16 protein-coding genes and 1 tRNA gene are annotated in these 16,477 nt (G+C 42.3%); 14 read left to right on the top strand and 3 right to left on the bottom strand.

Features of this window, described 5'->3' with window-relative positions; genetic code table 11:
* The first annotated feature begins 8 nt into the window (after positions 1-8).
* Positions 9-266, top strand: coding sequence for an HPr family phosphocarrier protein (locus ABIE66_RS26065; RefSeq protein ID WP_048688029.1), 258 nt, complete (start codon positions 9-11; stop codon positions 264-266).
* Between the two features lie 110 nt (positions 267-376).
* Here ABIE66_RS26065 and clpP read toward each other — a convergent pair whose 3' ends face one another.
* Positions 377-985: an ATP-dependent Clp endopeptidase proteolytic subunit ClpP gene (clpP, locus tag ABIE66_RS26060; protein ID WP_289314426.1), complete on the bottom strand. Its 609-nt coding sequence runs from the start codon at positions 983-985 to the stop codon at positions 377-379.
* 289 nt (positions 986-1,274) lie between these two features.
* Here clpP and ABIE66_RS26055 point away from each other — a divergent pair.
* The 9 genes from ABIE66_RS26055 to eno all read left to right on the top strand — a co-directional run bounded on the left by ABIE66_RS26055 (position 1,275) and on the right by eno (position 10,582).
* A tRNA-Arg gene (locus ABIE66_RS26055) sits at positions 1,275-1,346 on the top strand.
* 329 nt (positions 1,347-1,675) lie between these two features.
* A complete protein-coding gene (gene rpoN, locus ABIE66_RS26050; protein ID WP_289326944.1) occupies positions 1,676-3,013 on the top strand; it encodes an RNA polymerase factor sigma-54 in 1,338 nt (445 codons plus the stop codon).
* A gap of 5 nt (positions 3,014-3,018) precedes the next feature.
* A complete protein-coding gene (locus ABIE66_RS26045) occupies positions 3,019-3,270 on the top strand; it encodes a glutaredoxin family protein (protein ID WP_289318269.1) in 252 nt (83 codons plus the stop codon).
* 142 nt (positions 3,271-3,412) lie between these two features.
* Positions 3,413-4,447, top strand: coding sequence for a sugar-binding transcriptional regulator (locus ABIE66_RS26040; RefSeq protein WP_370016783.1), 1,035 nt, complete (start codon positions 3,413-3,415; stop codon positions 4,445-4,447).
* 32 nt (positions 4,448-4,479) lie between these two features.
* Complete coding sequence (gene gap / locus ABIE66_RS26035) at positions 4,480-5,487, top strand: type I glyceraldehyde-3-phosphate dehydrogenase (protein ID WP_289314429.1); 1,008 nt, start codon at positions 4,480-4,482, stop codon at positions 5,485-5,487.
* Positions 5,488-5,735: 248 nt separating this feature from the next.
* Positions 5,736-6,920, top strand: coding sequence for a phosphoglycerate kinase (locus ABIE66_RS26030; RefSeq protein WP_370016782.1), 1,185 nt, complete (start codon positions 5,736-5,738; stop codon positions 6,918-6,920).
* Between the two features lie 46 nt (positions 6,921-6,966).
* Positions 6,967-7,728, top strand: a complete 762-nt coding sequence (tpiA, locus tag ABIE66_RS26025; RefSeq protein WP_289314431.1) for a triose-phosphate isomerase — start codon at positions 6,967-6,969, stop codon at positions 7,726-7,728.
* A complete protein-coding gene (gene gpmI / locus ABIE66_RS26020) occupies positions 7,721-9,256 on the top strand; it encodes a 2,3-bisphosphoglycerate-independent phosphoglycerate mutase (RefSeq protein ID WP_370016781.1) in 1,536 nt (511 codons plus the stop codon). The genes tpiA and gpmI overlap by 8 nt, the downstream gene beginning before the upstream one ends.
* 30 nt (positions 9,257-9,286) lie before the next feature.
* Positions 9,287-10,582 carry a phosphopyruvate hydratase gene (gene eno, locus ABIE66_RS26015; protein WP_144478107.1) on the top strand — a complete coding sequence of 432 codons (1,296 nt, stop codon included), beginning with the start codon at positions 9,287-9,289 and terminating at the stop codon, positions 10,580-10,582.
* Positions 10,583-10,796: 214 nt separating this feature from the next.
* Here the strand turns inward: eno and ABIE66_RS26010 are convergent, their stop codons facing one another.
* Both ABIE66_RS26010 and ABIE66_RS26005 read right to left on the bottom strand, forming a co-directional pair.
* Positions 10,797-11,633, bottom strand: coding sequence for a M15 family metallopeptidase (locus tag ABIE66_RS26010; RefSeq protein ID WP_370016780.1), 837 nt, complete (start codon positions 11,631-11,633; stop codon positions 10,797-10,799).
* 55 nt (positions 11,634-11,688) lie between these two features.
* Positions 11,689-12,231 carry a hypothetical protein gene (locus tag ABIE66_RS26005; RefSeq protein ID WP_289326939.1) on the bottom strand — a complete coding sequence of 181 codons (543 nt, stop codon included), beginning with the start codon at positions 12,229-12,231 and terminating at the stop codon, positions 11,689-11,691.
* Positions 12,232-12,407: 176 nt separating this feature from the next.
* Here ABIE66_RS26005 and secG point away from each other — a divergent pair, with 176 nt between their 5' ends.
* The 4 genes from secG to smpB all read left to right on the top strand — a co-directional run bounded on the left by secG (position 12,408) and on the right by smpB (position 16,457).
* Positions 12,408-12,641, top strand: coding sequence for a preprotein translocase subunit SecG (gene secG / locus ABIE66_RS26000; protein WP_061465545.1), 234 nt, complete (start codon positions 12,408-12,410; stop codon positions 12,639-12,641).
* Between the two features lie 141 nt (positions 12,642-12,782).
* Entirely contained in the window at positions 12,783-13,529 is a 747-nt protein-coding gene (locus ABIE66_RS25995) for an alpha/beta hydrolase (RefSeq protein WP_370016779.1), read from the top strand.
* 34 nt (positions 13,530-13,563) lie between these two features.
* On the top strand, positions 13,564-15,921 hold the full coding sequence (gene rnr / locus ABIE66_RS25990) for a ribonuclease R (protein WP_370016778.1): 2,358 nt from the start codon (positions 13,564-13,566) through the stop codon (positions 15,919-15,921).
* 68 nt (positions 15,922-15,989) lie between these two features.
* On the top strand, positions 15,990-16,457 hold the full coding sequence (smpB, locus tag ABIE66_RS25985) for an SsrA-binding protein SmpB (RefSeq protein WP_057912049.1): 468 nt from the start codon (positions 15,990-15,992) through the stop codon (positions 16,455-16,457).
* Positions 16,458-16,477 lie beyond the last annotated feature (20 nt).

Raw genomic sequence — 16,477 nt, 5'->3', positions numbered from 1 at the left:
AGATCAAGATGGTGGAAAAACAAGTTGAGGTAAAATTGAAAACGGGATTACAAGCCCGGCCGGCGGCTCTTTTTGTACAAGAAGCTAACCGCTTTCATTCAGATGTTTTTCTTGAAAAAGAAGGAAAGAAAGTGAATGCAAAAAGTATAATGGGATTAATGAGCCTTGCCATCAGTTCTGGCGTGTCCGTGAAGTTAATCGTCGAAGGACGCGATGAAAAAGAAGCATTAGAGGCATTGGAAGAGTTCGTTCAGCAAGAGGGTTAAAAGAAGAGGATGCCTAAAAGTGCATCCTTTTCTTTTATATTCTTCAGATTAAGAAAAAAGCTCCGAAAGTCGCTTAAGACGACTTCCGGAGCCTTTTTGTATAATAATTATTATTTAGAGTCTTTTTTATCATCAAGAGCGCTGCGTGTGATTACTTTGTCAATCAATCCATATTCAAGAGCCCTTTCGGAAGTCATGAAGTTATCACGCTCCGTATCTCTTTGAAGGACTTCAATAGGTTGACCAGTACGTTCTGCTAATATTTGGTTCAGTTTATCTTTCAAGTGAAGGATACGGCGGGCTGCAATTTCAATTTCAGTAGCTTGACCTTGAGCTCCTCCAAGTGGTTGGTGAATCATGACTTCACTGTTTGGCAACGCATAACGTTTGCCTTTTTCACCAGCTGCCAATAGGAATGCACCCATGGAAGCAGCCATACCGATGCATACAGTGGATACATTAGGTTTGATATATTGCATAGTATCGTAAATGGCCATACCGGAAGTGATGCTTCCACCGGGGCTGTTGATATATAGAGTGATATCTTTTTCAGGATTTTCTGCTTCTAAAAATAGTAATTGAGCTACAATTGAGTTGGAAACATTATCGTCAATTGCACTTCCTAGCATAATGATCCGGTCTTTTAATAAACGGGAGTAAATATCGTAGGCACGCTCCCCACGACTTGTTTGTTCGATAACTGTAGGAATTAAATTCATGTTCATTTCCTCCTTCGATTAAGAGAATCATTTAAATTCTTTATGTATGTATGATACACTTTTTGGTCAATTTAGGTCAAACAAAACAAACCCTATAATGGATAATTTGTTCGACAATTTTCTGGCCAAGGCTCCTTCCTGATAGATTGCTTTATATATTATGCCGCACAGGGATGAATTTCCACATTACCCATAATACCCAAAAGGCGAAGTTTTAAACCTGATAACCCTTGCAAAGGATGGGATTCTATCATATAATGAAGTCTGTCGAAAAAATATTTTCTATTACGCCCTCGTAGTGCAACGGATAGAACGCAAGCCTCCGAAGCTTGAAATGCAGGTTCGATTCCTGCCGAGGGCATTACCAATCTTCTGCTTAATAAAGTGGGGGATTTTTTATTGGCCATTTTTAAAAGGTCGCATCAATTGGGTTCTTGCGGTTTTTGATGGATTTACTCGATTTCCGTAAAATTCCATCGAATCTTGCTATGTCAGCTTTCTTTGGAAAATATTCGCCCACACCTTTGAAAAATGGTGATTTTTCAATAAAAGTAGTTGTGAAAATTGCATTTCTAACATATAGTATTTAAAACAAATACACTATTCAGAAAAAAACGTAAGCGTTTTCATGGGTTTTTGTGTAGAATTTTCTCCTGATAATGTAAAATGGAGTGGGGGAGGGATGAATCGATGAGTATGAATATGAAAGCAGGACTTTTTCAACAGCAAACATTAAAGATGGCAATGACCCAGGAGCTAATGCAGGCTATTACATTGCTGCAATACTCCTCACAGGAGCTATCGGCTTTCTTAGAAAATAAAATGGTGGAAAATCCATTACTGTCCCTAGATCAGCCAACATCGGCTTTATTTCAGCCAACCTTTGACCGGAAAAAGGGTAAACGTACTCTTAAAAATACGTATGATGCCAACTATTGGATTGAACAGATCAGTGAAGATACTCTATCGCTTGAACAGCATGTCATGTCCCAGGTGAATCACCAGCAACTTTCCGGTGAGCAGCAGAAGGCAATGCTGCTATTAATTCATAATCTTGATGAAAACGGTTACTTAAGGACTCAGCTGGAGGATATATGTGTTCCAGGAATTTCTTCAGTCGTGTTGGAAGAGAGCCTTTCGATTTTACAGCAACTCGAGCCACATGGAATTGCAGCAAGAAATCTCCAAGAGTGCCTTTTGCTTCAGGTAAAAGCAGAAGGGGTGAATCAGCTGGCAGAATCGATCATAGAAAACCATTTCCTCGATTTTGCTGAAAAGCGTTGGAAAGACTTAAGTAAGAAAATTGGTGTTACAATGAAGGAGATTCAAGAAGTATTTGATTATGTCCAGACGTTGAACCCGCGTCCAGCTTCACTATTTTTTCAGGAAAAACCTTCTTATATAGTGCCGGACGTGGTCGTGGAAGTTCGTGATGGGATACTGCTTGTCGGGAATTATGACGGCAACTCTCCCAATCTTAATGTGGATAAAGGGTATTTAAACCAAATGAAGAGCCATAAGGACCAGGGAGTGCAAAAGTTTATCCAGGATAAGTGGCAGGAGTATCAATGGATCTCTAGAGGGATCCAACAGAGAAAAGAAACGATACTGAAGGTTATTCAATGCATCGTCGAAAAACAGCCGGCGTGCTTTCATCATGGCTTGAACTATTTGAAGCCGATGACGATGAAGGAAGTCGCCGATGAGCTTGGTATACATGAGTCCACAGTAAGCCGGGCCGTTAAAGGGAAATACGTGCAGACGCCATTTGGCACGATAGAGATGCGGATATTTTTCACTACTTCTTTACAGTCAGTCGGCCTTGATGAGGATATGTCGGGCATGCAAGCAAAAAAGAGCCTCCAGGCAGCCATCAATGGTGAAAATAAACAAAAGCCGCTTTCGGATCAAGACTTGGCGGAACGATTGAAAGAGGAGCATGGAATTATCCTCGCACGTCGAACCGTTGCCAAATACCGGGAACAATTAGGGATCCCTTCTTCATCTAAACGAAAAAGATATGATTGAAAAGGATGAGTGGTTTGGAATCAAATGCGTTTGTTTTATATAGTCGGGATAAATGTCCATTATGTGATAAGGCCAAGCAGATACTTGAAGAAGTGAAATTTGAGTCAGGCATAGGATATAAGGAAATCGATATCCATACCGATGATGATTTGCTTGAGAAATTCGGCTTGATGATCCCTGTTGTAGAATGGAAAGATGATATCGTTCAATTCGGAAATGTTGATAAATCAGCTCTAAATAGGCTTTTGGAAAAATAATTTTTCAAATCATTTGAAGAAACATTCCGTTCCTGCTAGAATAAAATATGTAGCAGGAATATTTTTTTGTTTTAAGTGGGACAGAAAATGACTACATGGGACATTGTGTGTCCAACCCAACCTTTTTTAGGAGTTTTAAAATATGCGTACATTACTCGAGGTACAAAGAAAATTATTACCTGATTTCCTTATGGTTATGCAAAAAAGATATGATATCCTGCGTTATATCAAAATGATGCAGCCAGTTGGAAGGCGAAGTCTGGCCGTGAGCCTTAATTTGACGGAGCGGACGCTTAGGAGCGAGGTTGATTTTCTGAAAAGTCAGAACCTGGTTAACATATTCAGTTCTGGCATGACGCTGACTGATGAAGGGATTGAAATCCTGGATAAGTTAGAAGGAATAATGCGTGAAGTAATGGGTATAGACATAATGGAACGGCAATTGCAGGATTTGTTGCAAGTGGACGAGGTCATTATTGTCTCAGGAAATTGTGACGAGACCCCATGGGTGAAAAAAGAATTGGGTAAAGCTTGTGCAAACCGTATGAAACGAGAATGGAATTCAAAGAATATCATAGCGGTCACTGGTGGATCGACAATGGCCGAAGTGGCTGATTCGCTGTCACCTGATGAAGCATCGAAGAAATTGACATTTGTCCCAGCACGCGGGGGAATTGGTGAAGCAGTGCAGAATCAGGCCAATACGATTGTCGAAAAAATGGCACAGAAGGCGCAGGCCTCATACAGAGTGTTATATGTACCCGATCAATTAAGCGGTGAGGTTTATGCTTCCTTTATGAAGGAACCTGCAATCAAAGAAGTGATTTCCCAAATCAAATCTGCCGATATGATCATTCATGGAATTGGTGACGCCATGGCGATGGCAGAGAGAAGAAATTCTCCGCCAGAAATGTTAAAGAAGCTGTTAGATGGAAATGCTGTAGGAGAAGCATTCGGTTATTATTACGATGAAAACGGAAAAGTCGTTCATAAAGTTTTGACGGTCGGCATCCAGTTAGATGATCTTAGCCCTGAAAAGCGAGTGATAACTGTGGCAGGTGGGGAAACTAAAGCTAAGGCTATCCGTTCTTACATGAAAGGCGCGCCTTCATCAACCGTTTTGATCACGGATGAAGCAGCGGCACAAGAGTTAATTCAGGGGAATTACACCCCTTAATATATTTGTGAACTTTAAAGGAGGAATTTTTCATGGCAGTAAAAGTTGGAATTAATGGTTTTGGACGTATAGGACGTAATGTATTTCGTGCAGCATTGAGTAATCCTGAGGTTGAGATCGTTGCTATTAACGACTTAACGGATGCTAATATGCTAGCGCATCTTCTTCAATACGATACAATTCATGGATCTCTTAATGAAAAAGTAACAGTTGATGGGGATTATCTTGTTGTTGATGGTCTTAAAGTCAAAGTATTGGCTGAACGTGATCCTGCACAATTAGCATGGGGTGAACTAGGAGTAGAAGTAGTTGTAGAATCTACAGGACGTTTCACAAAACGTGCAGATGCAGCTAAGCATTTAGAAGCTGGTGCGAAAAAAGTAATCATCTCTGCTCCTGCATCTGATGAAGATATCACAATCGTCATGGGTGTAAACGAAGACAAATATGATGCAGCAAACCACCATGTTATCTCTAATGCTTCTTGTACAACGAACTGCTTAGCTCCATTTGCTAAAGTACTTCATGAACAATTCGGAATCAAACGCGGTATGATGACTACTGTTCACTCATATACAAATGATCAGCAAATCCTTGATTTGCCTCATAAAGATTACCGTCGTGCACGTGCAGCTGCTGAGAATATCATTCCTACAACAACTGGGGCAGCAAAAGCTGTTGCACTTGTCCTTCCTGAACTTAAAGGGAAATTGAATGGTATGGCAATGCGCGTACCTACTCCAAACGTCTCTGTTGTCGACCTTGTTGCAGAACTTGAAAAAGACACAACAGTTGAAGAAGTGAATGCAGCATTTAAAAAGGCTTCTGAAGGCGAACTAAAAGGAATTCTTGAGTACAGCGAACTTCCGCTAGTATCAACTGACTATAACGGTAACCCATCTTCTTCTACAATCGATGCCCTTTCAACAATGGTAATGGAAGGAAACATGGTTAAAGTATTATCTTGGTATGATAATGAAACTGGATATTCTAGCCGTGTTGTTGATTTGATCGACTATTTGGCTAAAAAAGGATTGTAATTAGAATAATTAAAAAAACCTCACCAAGGTGAGGTTTTTTTAATCACACCTCTAAAAAAACTTGGCAGAAGATGATATTATTAGTAAGTCATTAATCGGTCAAGCGTTTACATTTCTTGTTTTTGGATAATTTCCTGGAAACCGACTATAATGAAAAAGAGAAAAGGGGAGTTGGGATATTTACCCTCTCCCTTTTTGACTAAAAGAATCAAAAATATGATAACAATATCTAAGGGGGTTCTTGGATTATGAATAAAAAGTCGATTAGAGACATTGAATTAAAGGGGAAACGCGTATTTTGCCGTGTTGATTTCAACGTGCCGATGCAGGACGGGAAGATCTCGGATGATACGAGAATCAAAGCTGCACTTCCGACGATTTCCTATCTGACGGAACAAGGCGCTAAAGTCATTTTAGCTAGTCACCTTGGCCGCCCTAAAGGACAAGTCGTTGAAGAATTGCGTTTAGCGCCTGTTGCGGAAAGACTAAGCGAACTTAGTGGAAAAGATGTGCAAAAGGCTGAGGAAGCTTACGGTGATTCCGTTCAATCAATCATTGATAATATGCAAAATGGCGAGATCCTGTTGTTGGAAAACGTTCGTTTCTATCCAGGAGAAGAGAAGAATGATCAAGAATTGGCGAAGTCATTCGCTGCACTGGCGGATGTATATGTAAATGATGCATTCGGAGCTGCGCATCGTGCACATGCTTCAACTGAAGGAATAGCACACCATCTCCCAGCTGTTGCCGGATTGCTGATGGAAAAAGAACTTTCTGTGCTAGGAAAAGCGTTATCCAACCCGGAACGTCCTTTTACAGCTATAATTGGCGGAGCCAAAGTAAAGGATAAGATAGGCGTTATCGAAAACCTTTTGGAAAATGTCGATCACTTGATCATTGGTGGTGGACTGGGTTATACGTTTATTAAAGCGCAAGGTCATGAAATCGGTAATTCTTTATTGGAAGAAGACAAAATAGAATTGGCCAAGTCTTTCATCGAAAGCGCAAAAGAAAAAGGCGTAAAATTGCATTTGCCTATCGATGCGGTCGTAACAGCTGAATTTTCACCTGATGCAGAGACAGAGAATGTCGATATCGATGCTATTCCAAGTGATAAAATGGCTCTGGATATCGGTCCAAAAACAAGTGGATTATTTGCGGATGTAATCAAAGGATCCAAGCTTGTCATATGGAATGGACCAATGGGAGTATTCGAGTTCGATAAATTTGCTAATGGAACGAGAACGGTTGCTGAAGCATTGGCGGAAGCAAAAGATACTTACAGCATTGTAGGCGGAGGGGATTCGGCCGCAGCTGCTGAAAAGTTTGGCTTAGCAGAAAAGATGTCCCATATTTCAACAGGCGGCGGTGCATCTCTTGAGTTCATGGAAGGCAAGGAATTGCCTGGCGTTGTGGCCTTGAACGATAAATAAGCGTAAACCGTTACATATTTCAACTTTAGAAGGGATGAGAAACCAAATGCGTAAACCGATTATTGCAGGAAACTGGAAAATGAATAAAACACTATCTGAGGCGACTGCCTTTTTAGAAGAAGTGAGCAATTTGATTCCAAAGCAAGATTTAATCGATACGGTTGTATGTGCTCCAGCCTTGTTTTTGGATCAACTGGTTCAAGCAGCAAAAGGAACCGATGTGAAAATCGGGGCGCAGAACATGCACTTTGAAGAAAGTGGTGCTTTCACGGGAGAAATCAGCCCGATCGCTTTAGCTGATCTTGGTGTATCCTACGTCATACTTGGTCATTCCGAACGCCGGGAAATGTTCAACGAAACGGATGAAGCCGTTAATAAAAAAGCGCATGCCGCTTTTGCCCACCGGATGACCCCTATCGTTTGTTGCGGTGAAACACTTGAGCAAAGGGAAGCTGGCGAAACGAATGATTTCGTTGGAAGCCAGATTGAAAAAGGCTTAGCTGGATTATCAGACGAACAATTGAAACAAGCCGTCATTGCATATGAGCCGATTTGGGCGATTGGAACAGGAAAATCGTCATCTGCTCAAGATGCAAATGAAGTTTGTGCACATATCCGTTCTGTGGTTGCTGACAAATTTTCAAATGAAGCAGCCGCTGCCATCCGCATCCAGTACGGTGGCAGTGTAAAACCTGAGAATATTAAAGAGTACATGGCACAACCTGACATTGACGGTGCGTTGGTAGGCGGGGCAAGCTTGAAAACCGATTCCTTTTTACAATTGCTGGAGGCTGGTCACTATGAGTAAGTCGCCTGTGGCACTTATCATCTTGGACGGTTTTGGCTGCCGTAACGAAGAAGAAGGAAATGCTGTTTTTCATGCGAAAAAACCGAACTTTGACCGTTATTGGGAACAGTATCCGCATTCCCATTTAACTGCAAGCGGGGAAGCGGTCGGCTTGCCTGCCGGTCAAATGGGTAACTCGGAAGTGGGCCATTTGAATATCGGGGCAGGACGGATCGTTTATCAAAGTCTGACCCGTGTTAACCTGGCAATCCGTGAAGGGGAGTTTGCAGAAAACCCAACTTTGGTCGATGCCATGAGCCATACCAAGAAAAAAGGGACGGACCTTCACCTTTTCGGTCTTCTTTCAGATGGAGGCGTTCACAGTCATATTGAACATATGTATGCCCTGCTGAAATTGGCCGCTAAAGAGGGAGTTAAAAATGTATATGTACATGCATTTTTAGATGGACGTGATGTCGGACCTAAAACGGCGCAAGGTTATATTAAGGAAGCGGAAGCGAAAATGAAGGAAATCGGTGTTGGTCAGTTCGCGACCATTTCAGGAAGGTATTATTCGATGGACCGTGATAAACGCTGGGAGCGTGTGGAGAAATCCTACCGTTCTATGGTGTATGGTGATGGACCTTCTTACCCTTCTGCCATGGAATGTGTCGTTGACTCCTATGAACATGGTATTTTTGACGAATTCGTGATACCTTCAGTCATAACGGCGGAAGATGGTAAACCGGTGGCGACGATTAAAGATGATGATGCCGTCATCTTTTATAACTTCCGTCCAGACCGGGCGATCCAGATTTCGAATACGTTCACGAACGAGGACTTTCGCTCATTTGACCGCGGTCCTGGACATCCGAAGCATCTTCATTTTGTCTGCTTGACACATTTTTCGGAAACAGTTGACGGATATGTTGCTTTTAAGCCGACAAATCTTGATAATACATTAGGGGAAGTACTTTCCCAAAACCAGCTTACCCAGCTTCGTATCGCTGAAACTGAAAAATATCCGCATGTGACGTTTTTCATGAGCGGCGGACGTGAAGAGAAGTTTCCTGGTGAAGAGAGGATTTTGATTAATTCTCCGAAAGTAGCTACATATGATTTACAGCCGGAAATGAGTGCTTATGAATTGACTGATGCATTGATGGAACAAATTGAGGCTGACCGCTTCGATGCGATCCTCTTGAATTTTGCCAATCCGGACATGGTTGGTCATTCAGGGATGCTTGAGCCTACCATTAAAGCGATTGAAACCGTTGACGAATGCCTAGGCAGGATAGTCGATTTAATCGTCTCAAAAGGCGGTACGGCCATCATTACAGCTGACCATGGGAATGCTGATGAAGTCGTAACGCTCGAAGGCAACCCAATGACAGCCCATACAACGAATCCTGTGCCTGTCATTATCACTAAAAATCAGGTAACATTAAGAACAGGTGGAATCCTAGGCGATTTAGCTCCAACGATGCTTGATTTGCTTGGAGTCGAAAAACCTGTTGAAATGACAGGGAAATCCCTATTATCTAAATAAAATTGTGAATTGGAAAAGGAGAGATTTATAATGCCGTACATCGAACATGTATATGCACGTGAAGTGCTAGATTCCCGTGGTAATCCAACAATAGAAGTAGAAATCCAAACAGAGTCCGGTTACTTCGGACGTGCAATCGTACCATCAGGTGCTTCCACAGGTGAACACGAAGCGGTTGAGCTTCGTGACGGAGATAAATCTCGTTACCTGGGTAAAGGGGTACAAAAAGCAGTTGATAATGTAAATGATATCATTGCTGATGCTGTCATTGGTTTGGATGTAACGAACCAAGCTGGCCTAGACCTAACTATGATTGAATTGGATGGTACTGAAAACAAAGGGAACTTGGGAGCTAATGCAATCCTTGGTGTGTCAATGGCTGCTGCCCATGCCGCTGCGGAATTTTCAGGTTTACCATTGTATCGTTACCTTGGAGGCTTCAATGCGAAACAACTTCCAACTCCAATGATGAACATTATTAACGGCGGATCACATGCCGATAACAATGTTGACTTCCAGGAATTCATGATCCTTCCTGTAGGTGCTCCAAGCTTTAAAGAAGCGGTCCGTATGGGTGCTGAAGTATTCCATGCATTGAAATCAGTCCTTTCTGCTAAAGGCTTGAATACGGCAGTTGGCGATGAAGGTGGCTTTGCGCCAAACCTTGGTTCAAACCGTGAAGCGCTGCAAGTCATCATCGAGGCAATTGAAAAAGCAGGCTATAAAGCAGGCGAAGATATCTACCTTGGTATGGACGTAGCATCATCTGAATTCTATAACAAAGAAACAGGCAAATATGACCTTGCAGGCGAAGGTCGCAATGGCGTTACATCCGAAGAAATGGTTGCTTTCTATGAAGAGCTAGTGAATGAATTCCCTATTCTTTCCATCGAAGACGGCTTGGACGAAAATGACTGGGATGGCCACAAACTTCTAACGGAACGCATTGGTTCTAAAGTTCAATTAGTGGGTGACGATTTATTCGTAACGAACACGAAAAAATTGGCTGAAGGAATCGAAAAAGGGATCGGTAACTCCATCCTGATCAAAGTGAACCAAATTGGTACACTGACTGAAACATTTGATGCAATCGAAATGGCTAAACGCGCAGGCTACACTGCAGTCGTTTCCCACCGTTCAGGTGAAACGGAAGATGCAACGATCGCTGATATCGCCGTTGCAACAAACGCTGGACAAATCAAAACCGGTTCCATGTCCCGTACAGACCGTATCGCTAAATACAACCAACTTCTTCGCATCGAAGACCAGCTTGGTGACTTGGCTGTATATGGCGGCTTGAAATCTTTCTATAACTTGAAAAAGTAATTATTTTGAATTCGGCTTCTGACGAGAAGCTTGCGGATTCAGTATCGTAATTTCTTTTCACCTCCTATTCAATGTGGCAATCCACATTCGAATAGGAGGTTTTTTATATTCATGAAGTTGGCGAAAGGGACTGGGAGGGCTGATTAACGTATTTAATCAAACGTTTGATTAATACCAATTCAAAAAAAAAGGGCCGCATCCGGGCACCCTTTTTTCATTTATCCGATACAGCTTCCACTGGTACGGCATTATAGTATTCTTCTAATGTACTCTTCGTTTCATAGATTTCAGTTGCGGCATCGACACCGACATAGCGGATGTGCCATGGTTCGTATTTATAACCTGTGATGTTTTCCTTGCCTTCAGGGTAGCGGATGATAAATCCGTATTCATGTGCATGTTCAGCAAGCCAGGCGGCTTCTTTCGTATCACCGAAGCAGTCTTGGGCGGCACATGCACCATCGTGGGTCGTGACATCAATCGCGAGTCCCGTTTCATGCTCGCTTGTCCCAGGCATTGCACTGTAGGTTTTCGCTTTTTCTTCTCCATCTTTAGCCACATAGTTATTAAAGACCGCGATCTGCCTTTGGTGTGAGCGATAAGCGGAAACGCCGGCAAAGTGCATGTTTTCTTTTTCGGCAGCCTGGAACATTACTTCAAGTGCCTTTCCCGCTTCCTCGCGCATCATTCTTTTTTCAATTTTATCTTGAAAGATGAAATCCACTTTTGGGTAGATAAGGTCAGCAGGTTTGTAATCATCAGGCAGGCTGTATTGTTTATTGACAAGTACAGGAATGCCTTCCGGATGGGCTAATGTCTGAAGGCCATCCTGTGCAGGTTTAGCCGCTTCATCAACTTCCACCTGGCGTTGGGCCGATTCTTTTTCAGCATTATTCTTGTCAGTTTCTGTCTCCGTCTCCGTCTCCGTCTCCGGGGAGCTCGGTTGTACTTCTTTTTGCTCTTTTTCATCATTGCTGGTCAGTTCGAATGAACAGCCGGCCATCAGAATGAAAGATGATAGAGCAGTTGCTGCAAATATAGGTTTTAACATGTGAAAGGCCCCTTGCTTTTAATATAAGATTTCCAATAAAAATAGTTTTGAAAGATTATCGTGATAAGTAATCCCTTGTTAACTCACTTTGATATTTATCAAGAAATAAGCCAATCCAGACGACCATCAACAAAAAAGGATAATCATTACGGACTGCGGTTTCCACGACGGGATCAGACCAAAAGTGTGAAAGGAAACCGGATGACATCCTGATTGTCTCGAATGTGACAAGGGCATGCAGCGATAACCATAGGATCGTAAGGGTATTGGTTCCAAACCCAATGACAGCTGCTATGATGCTCAGCAAGACGGCTGCTGCCCCTATCAGGAGGACATTGAAGCTTGATTGGAAAAAGTCGATACCGCTATTGGAAAGTCCATTATAAATAATAGCAGTAAAATAAACGGTTGTCGTGATATATGCAGCAAATAATAAGTATCGATTTCCGTGATACTTTGCCAGCAGCAATAAAAGCGGTGATAGGATGATTAATAGGATACTCAAAAGATTGCTTCCGCCTGCCCATAAAGAATAGCCGGCAACTGCCGAGAATAGGATGGTCAGGAGATCAAGAATCCGAAGTATGGACTTAAACATGGTGACACCTCTTTCTCTCTTTATGCAAATTATCTCAAACTTTGTATCAAAAAGAAATAAATGACTATGGGTGTTTAGGAATTCTTTCCATTATAGTATAACAAAGATTGTGGATATTTAGTGGGTGTGGTAAAGTTAAAGTAATTGTTTATTGGTTCTTCAGGAGGTGTCATTGCATGCATGCATTTCTCATAACGCTTTTAGTGATTGTCAGTATCGCCCTCATTGTGACGGTATTGCTTCAATCAGGTAAAAGTGCAGGTTTATCAGGTGCGATTGCCGGCGGTGCCGAGCAGCTATTCGGAAAGCAAAAGGCACGCGGTTTGGACCTTGTTTTACATCGCGCAACGGTAGTATTAGCCATTTTATTCTTTGCTTTAACTTTACTTGTTGCATTCTTTGATGTGTAATGGATCAAAAATGAGTCTAGCTAAATAGCTAGGCTTTTTTCTTTGCACAATAGTTGCATGAATAGATATAGTGATTTTAGTACTTAATTATAGGATAGGGAATTTTTTTGGATTCTATTTACCGATAAAGGAGTTAAAATCATGAAAATCAAACTGCAGCAGCCCTTTACTTTTAAAGGCGGAAAAAGAGCTGTCTTACTTTTACATGGATTTACGGGGAATTCCGCAGATGTGCGGATGCTTGGCCGTTACTTGGAGAAACAGGGATACACCTGCCATGCCCCGCACTATAAAGGACATGGCGTTCCGCCGGAGGAGTTAGTGAAAACGGGTCCTTCAGATTGGTGGAAAGATGTCATGATGGGCTATGATTTTCTTAAAAGTGAAGGCCATGAAGAAATTGCTGTTGCTGGACTCTCATTAGGAGGCGTATTTTCTCTTAAATTAGGTTACACTGTACCTATAAAGGGTATCGTATCAATGTGTGCGCCTATGTATATCAAAAGTGAAGAAATGATGTATAAAGGAGTTTTGGAGTACGCCAGAGAATTTAAGAAGTACGAAGGGAAAACTCAAGAGCAAATTGAGCTTGAAATGGACCTCCTTGCCGATAAACCAATGAATACATTGAAAGCCCTTCAGGAAATGATAACTGATGTACGCGAGCACGTCGATCTTATTTACGCGCCGACATTTGTCGTGCAGGGTCGTCATGATGATGTTATCAATCCAAAAAGTGCCGATATTATTATTGATGCCATTGAATCACCAGTAAAAAAAATCAAGTGGTATGAAGAATCCGGTCATGTCATAACTCTTGATAAAGAACGAAACCAGTTGCATGAAGATGTATTTGAATTTTTAGAAAGTCTGGATTGGTCCGAATAACAATATTTATCATACCCTGAATAGGAGGGTTTTCATGGAAGATAACATTCAAGAACATATTAATAAGCTTCTTACGTACATGACGGATGAAGCATATAAGCCATTAACCGTACAGGAACTTGAAGAGGCTTTGAAAATTGAAGACTCGGCAGATTTCAAGAATTTCGTTAAGGCTCTAGTTAAAATGGAAGAAAAGGGACTGGTGGTCAGAACGAGAAGCAATCGTTACGGCCTGCCGCAAAAAATGAATTTGTTCCGCGGTAAATTAACGGGGCATGCAAAGGGATTCGCTTTTGTGACACCAGAAGATAACCCAGGCATGGATGATATTTTCATTCCGCCGAATGAAACGGGTACAGCGATGCATGGAGATGTCGTCATGGTACGCGTATCTTCGGAAACATCCGGCTCAAGACAAGAAGGCACGGTCATCAGAATACTTGAACGCGGCATTACACAAGTGGTCGGTACATACTCTGAAAGTAAAAGTTTTGGTTTCGTCATCCCAGATGATAAAAAGATCGCAAACGATATCTTCATTCCACAACATGCTTCCCATGGAGCGGTAGAGGGCCATAAGGTTGTCGTCAAGCTGACTTCTTATCCTGAAGGACGCGTAAGTGCTGAAGGCGAAGTCATTGAGATTCTTGGGCATAAGAATGATCCTGGTGTAGATATTCTTTCAGTGATCCATAAGTATGGTTTGCCGATGGAATTCCCGGATGACGTCATGGAGCAAGCCAATGCCGTTTCGGATACCATTCAAGAAAGTGAAATTGGCAGCCGCAGGGATTTGCGGAATGATGTTTTGGTCACGATTGATGGGGCGGATGCAAAGGACCTGGATGATGCCGTCACTGTTACCAAACTTGAAAATGGCAACTATAAGCTGGGTGTGCATATTGCTGATGTCAGCCATTATGTAACGGAAGGCTCTCCAATCGATAAGGAAGCCTTAGAAAGAGGGACGAGCGTTTATTTGGTGGACAGGGTAATTCCGATGATCCCGCATCGTTTATCGAATGGCATTTGTTCCTTGAACCCGCAAGTGGATCGTTTTACACTCTCTTGTGAAATGGAAATCACGCCAAATGGTGAAGTCGTCAACCATGAAATTTTTGAAAGTGTCATTAAGACGACGGAACGTATGACATATGGCAATGTGAACAAAATCCTTGTGGATAAAGATGAAGAACAACTCGAACGCTATGAAGCTTTGGTTCCGATGTTCCAGGACATGGAGAAGTTAGCGGCCATCCTTCGTAAAAACCGGATGAACCGCGGTGCAATCGACTTTGATTTTAATGAAGCGAAAGTTATCGTTGATGAAGAGGGACATCCGACTGATGTGGTTTTACGTGAAAGGTCGGTTGCGGAAAAGCTGATTGAAGAGTTCATGCTTGCGGCTAACGAAACCGTTGCAGAGCATTTCCACCGACTTGATGTACCGTTCATTTACCGTATCCATGAAGATCCCAAGCCAGAAAAACTGCAGCGTTTCTTTGAATTCATTACGAACTTCGGATATATTGTTCGGGGATCGGCAAATGACGTTCATCCTAAGGCGCTACAGGAAATCATTGAGGCAGTTGCCGGTAAACCGGAAGAAACGGTCATATCCACCGTCATGCTTCGTTCCATGCAACAAGCGAAATATGACCCGGAGAGCCTAGGCCACTTTGGTTTATCAGCTGAGTTTTATACACATTTCACATCACCGATTCGCCGGTACCCGGATTTGATCGTACACAGGTTGATCAGGACCTACTTGGTGGAAGGTAAACTCGATGAAGCCACGAAGGAGAAATGGAATGCCATTTTACCTGAGATTGCCGATCATACATCGAAACGTGAACGTCGCTCAGTCGATGCCGAACGGGAAACGGATGATTTGAAGAAAGCGGAATATATGCTTGATAAAATCGGCGAAGAATATACCGGGATCATTGGTTCCGTTACGAATTTCGGGATGTTCGTCGAGTTGCCGAATACCATTGAAGGTCTTGTCCATGTCAGCTTCATGACGGATGATTATTACCGCTTTGATGAGCGTCAGCTTGCAATGATCGGGGAACGTACCGGTAATGTGTTCCGGATTGGCGATGAGATCGACGTACGTGTTTCCAACGTCAATAAAGAGGAACGCGCCATCGATTTTGAAATTATCGGCATGAAGGTAAGCCGTCCGCGTCCATCTGGCGAGAAGAAAATATTCAAAGCCAATTCAGGTGAACGTAAACGTAGCCGCGGTGGCAATGGGGGACGTAACGAAGGAAAAGGCGGCGGCCGTAATGGAAATGCGCCTTCTTCCGAGAAAAAATCGAAAAAGAAGAAAAAATTCTTTGAAAATGCGCCGGCTGCCAAGCGCAAGAGAAAACCAAAAAAGAGATAAAGATTGAGGCGAGGGGATGATCATTTCATCCTCTCTCCGCGATTGGATGTAAAAAAGGGGAGAGTTAGATGCCAAAAGGCTCAGGTAAACAACTAGCACAAAATAAAAAAGCTTATCATGATTTCTTTATTGAACAAACATTTGAAGCAGGTATCGTTTTGAAAGGGACGGAAATCAAGGCAATCCGTGCAGCCCGAGTGAATTTGAAGGATGCCTTCGCTAAAATAGAAAATGGTGAAATCTATCTTCATAATATGCATGTAAGTCCTTATGAGCAGGGAAACCAGTTTAACCATGACCCGTTGCGGACACGGAAGCTTCTTTTGCATAAGAAAGAAATCAGTAAACTGATCGGTGAAACAAAGGAAACAGGTTACACCATCGTCCCGTTGAAAATGTATTTAAAGAATGGCTTTGCCAAAGTTTTAATCGGACTTGGAAAAGGGAAGAAACAATATGACAAGCGTGATGACCTGAAGAAGAAGGAAGCGAAGCGTGATATTGAACGTGCTTTCCGTGATCGTCAAAAGATGTAGAACTGCCAAGACCTTACAAT

The sequence above is a fragment of the Peribacillus sp. B2I2 genome (assembly GCF_041261685.1).
Lineage (GTDB): Bacteria > Bacillota > Bacilli > Bacillales > DSM-1321 > Peribacillus.
This window is presented reverse-complemented; position numbering and strand designations above follow the sequence as displayed.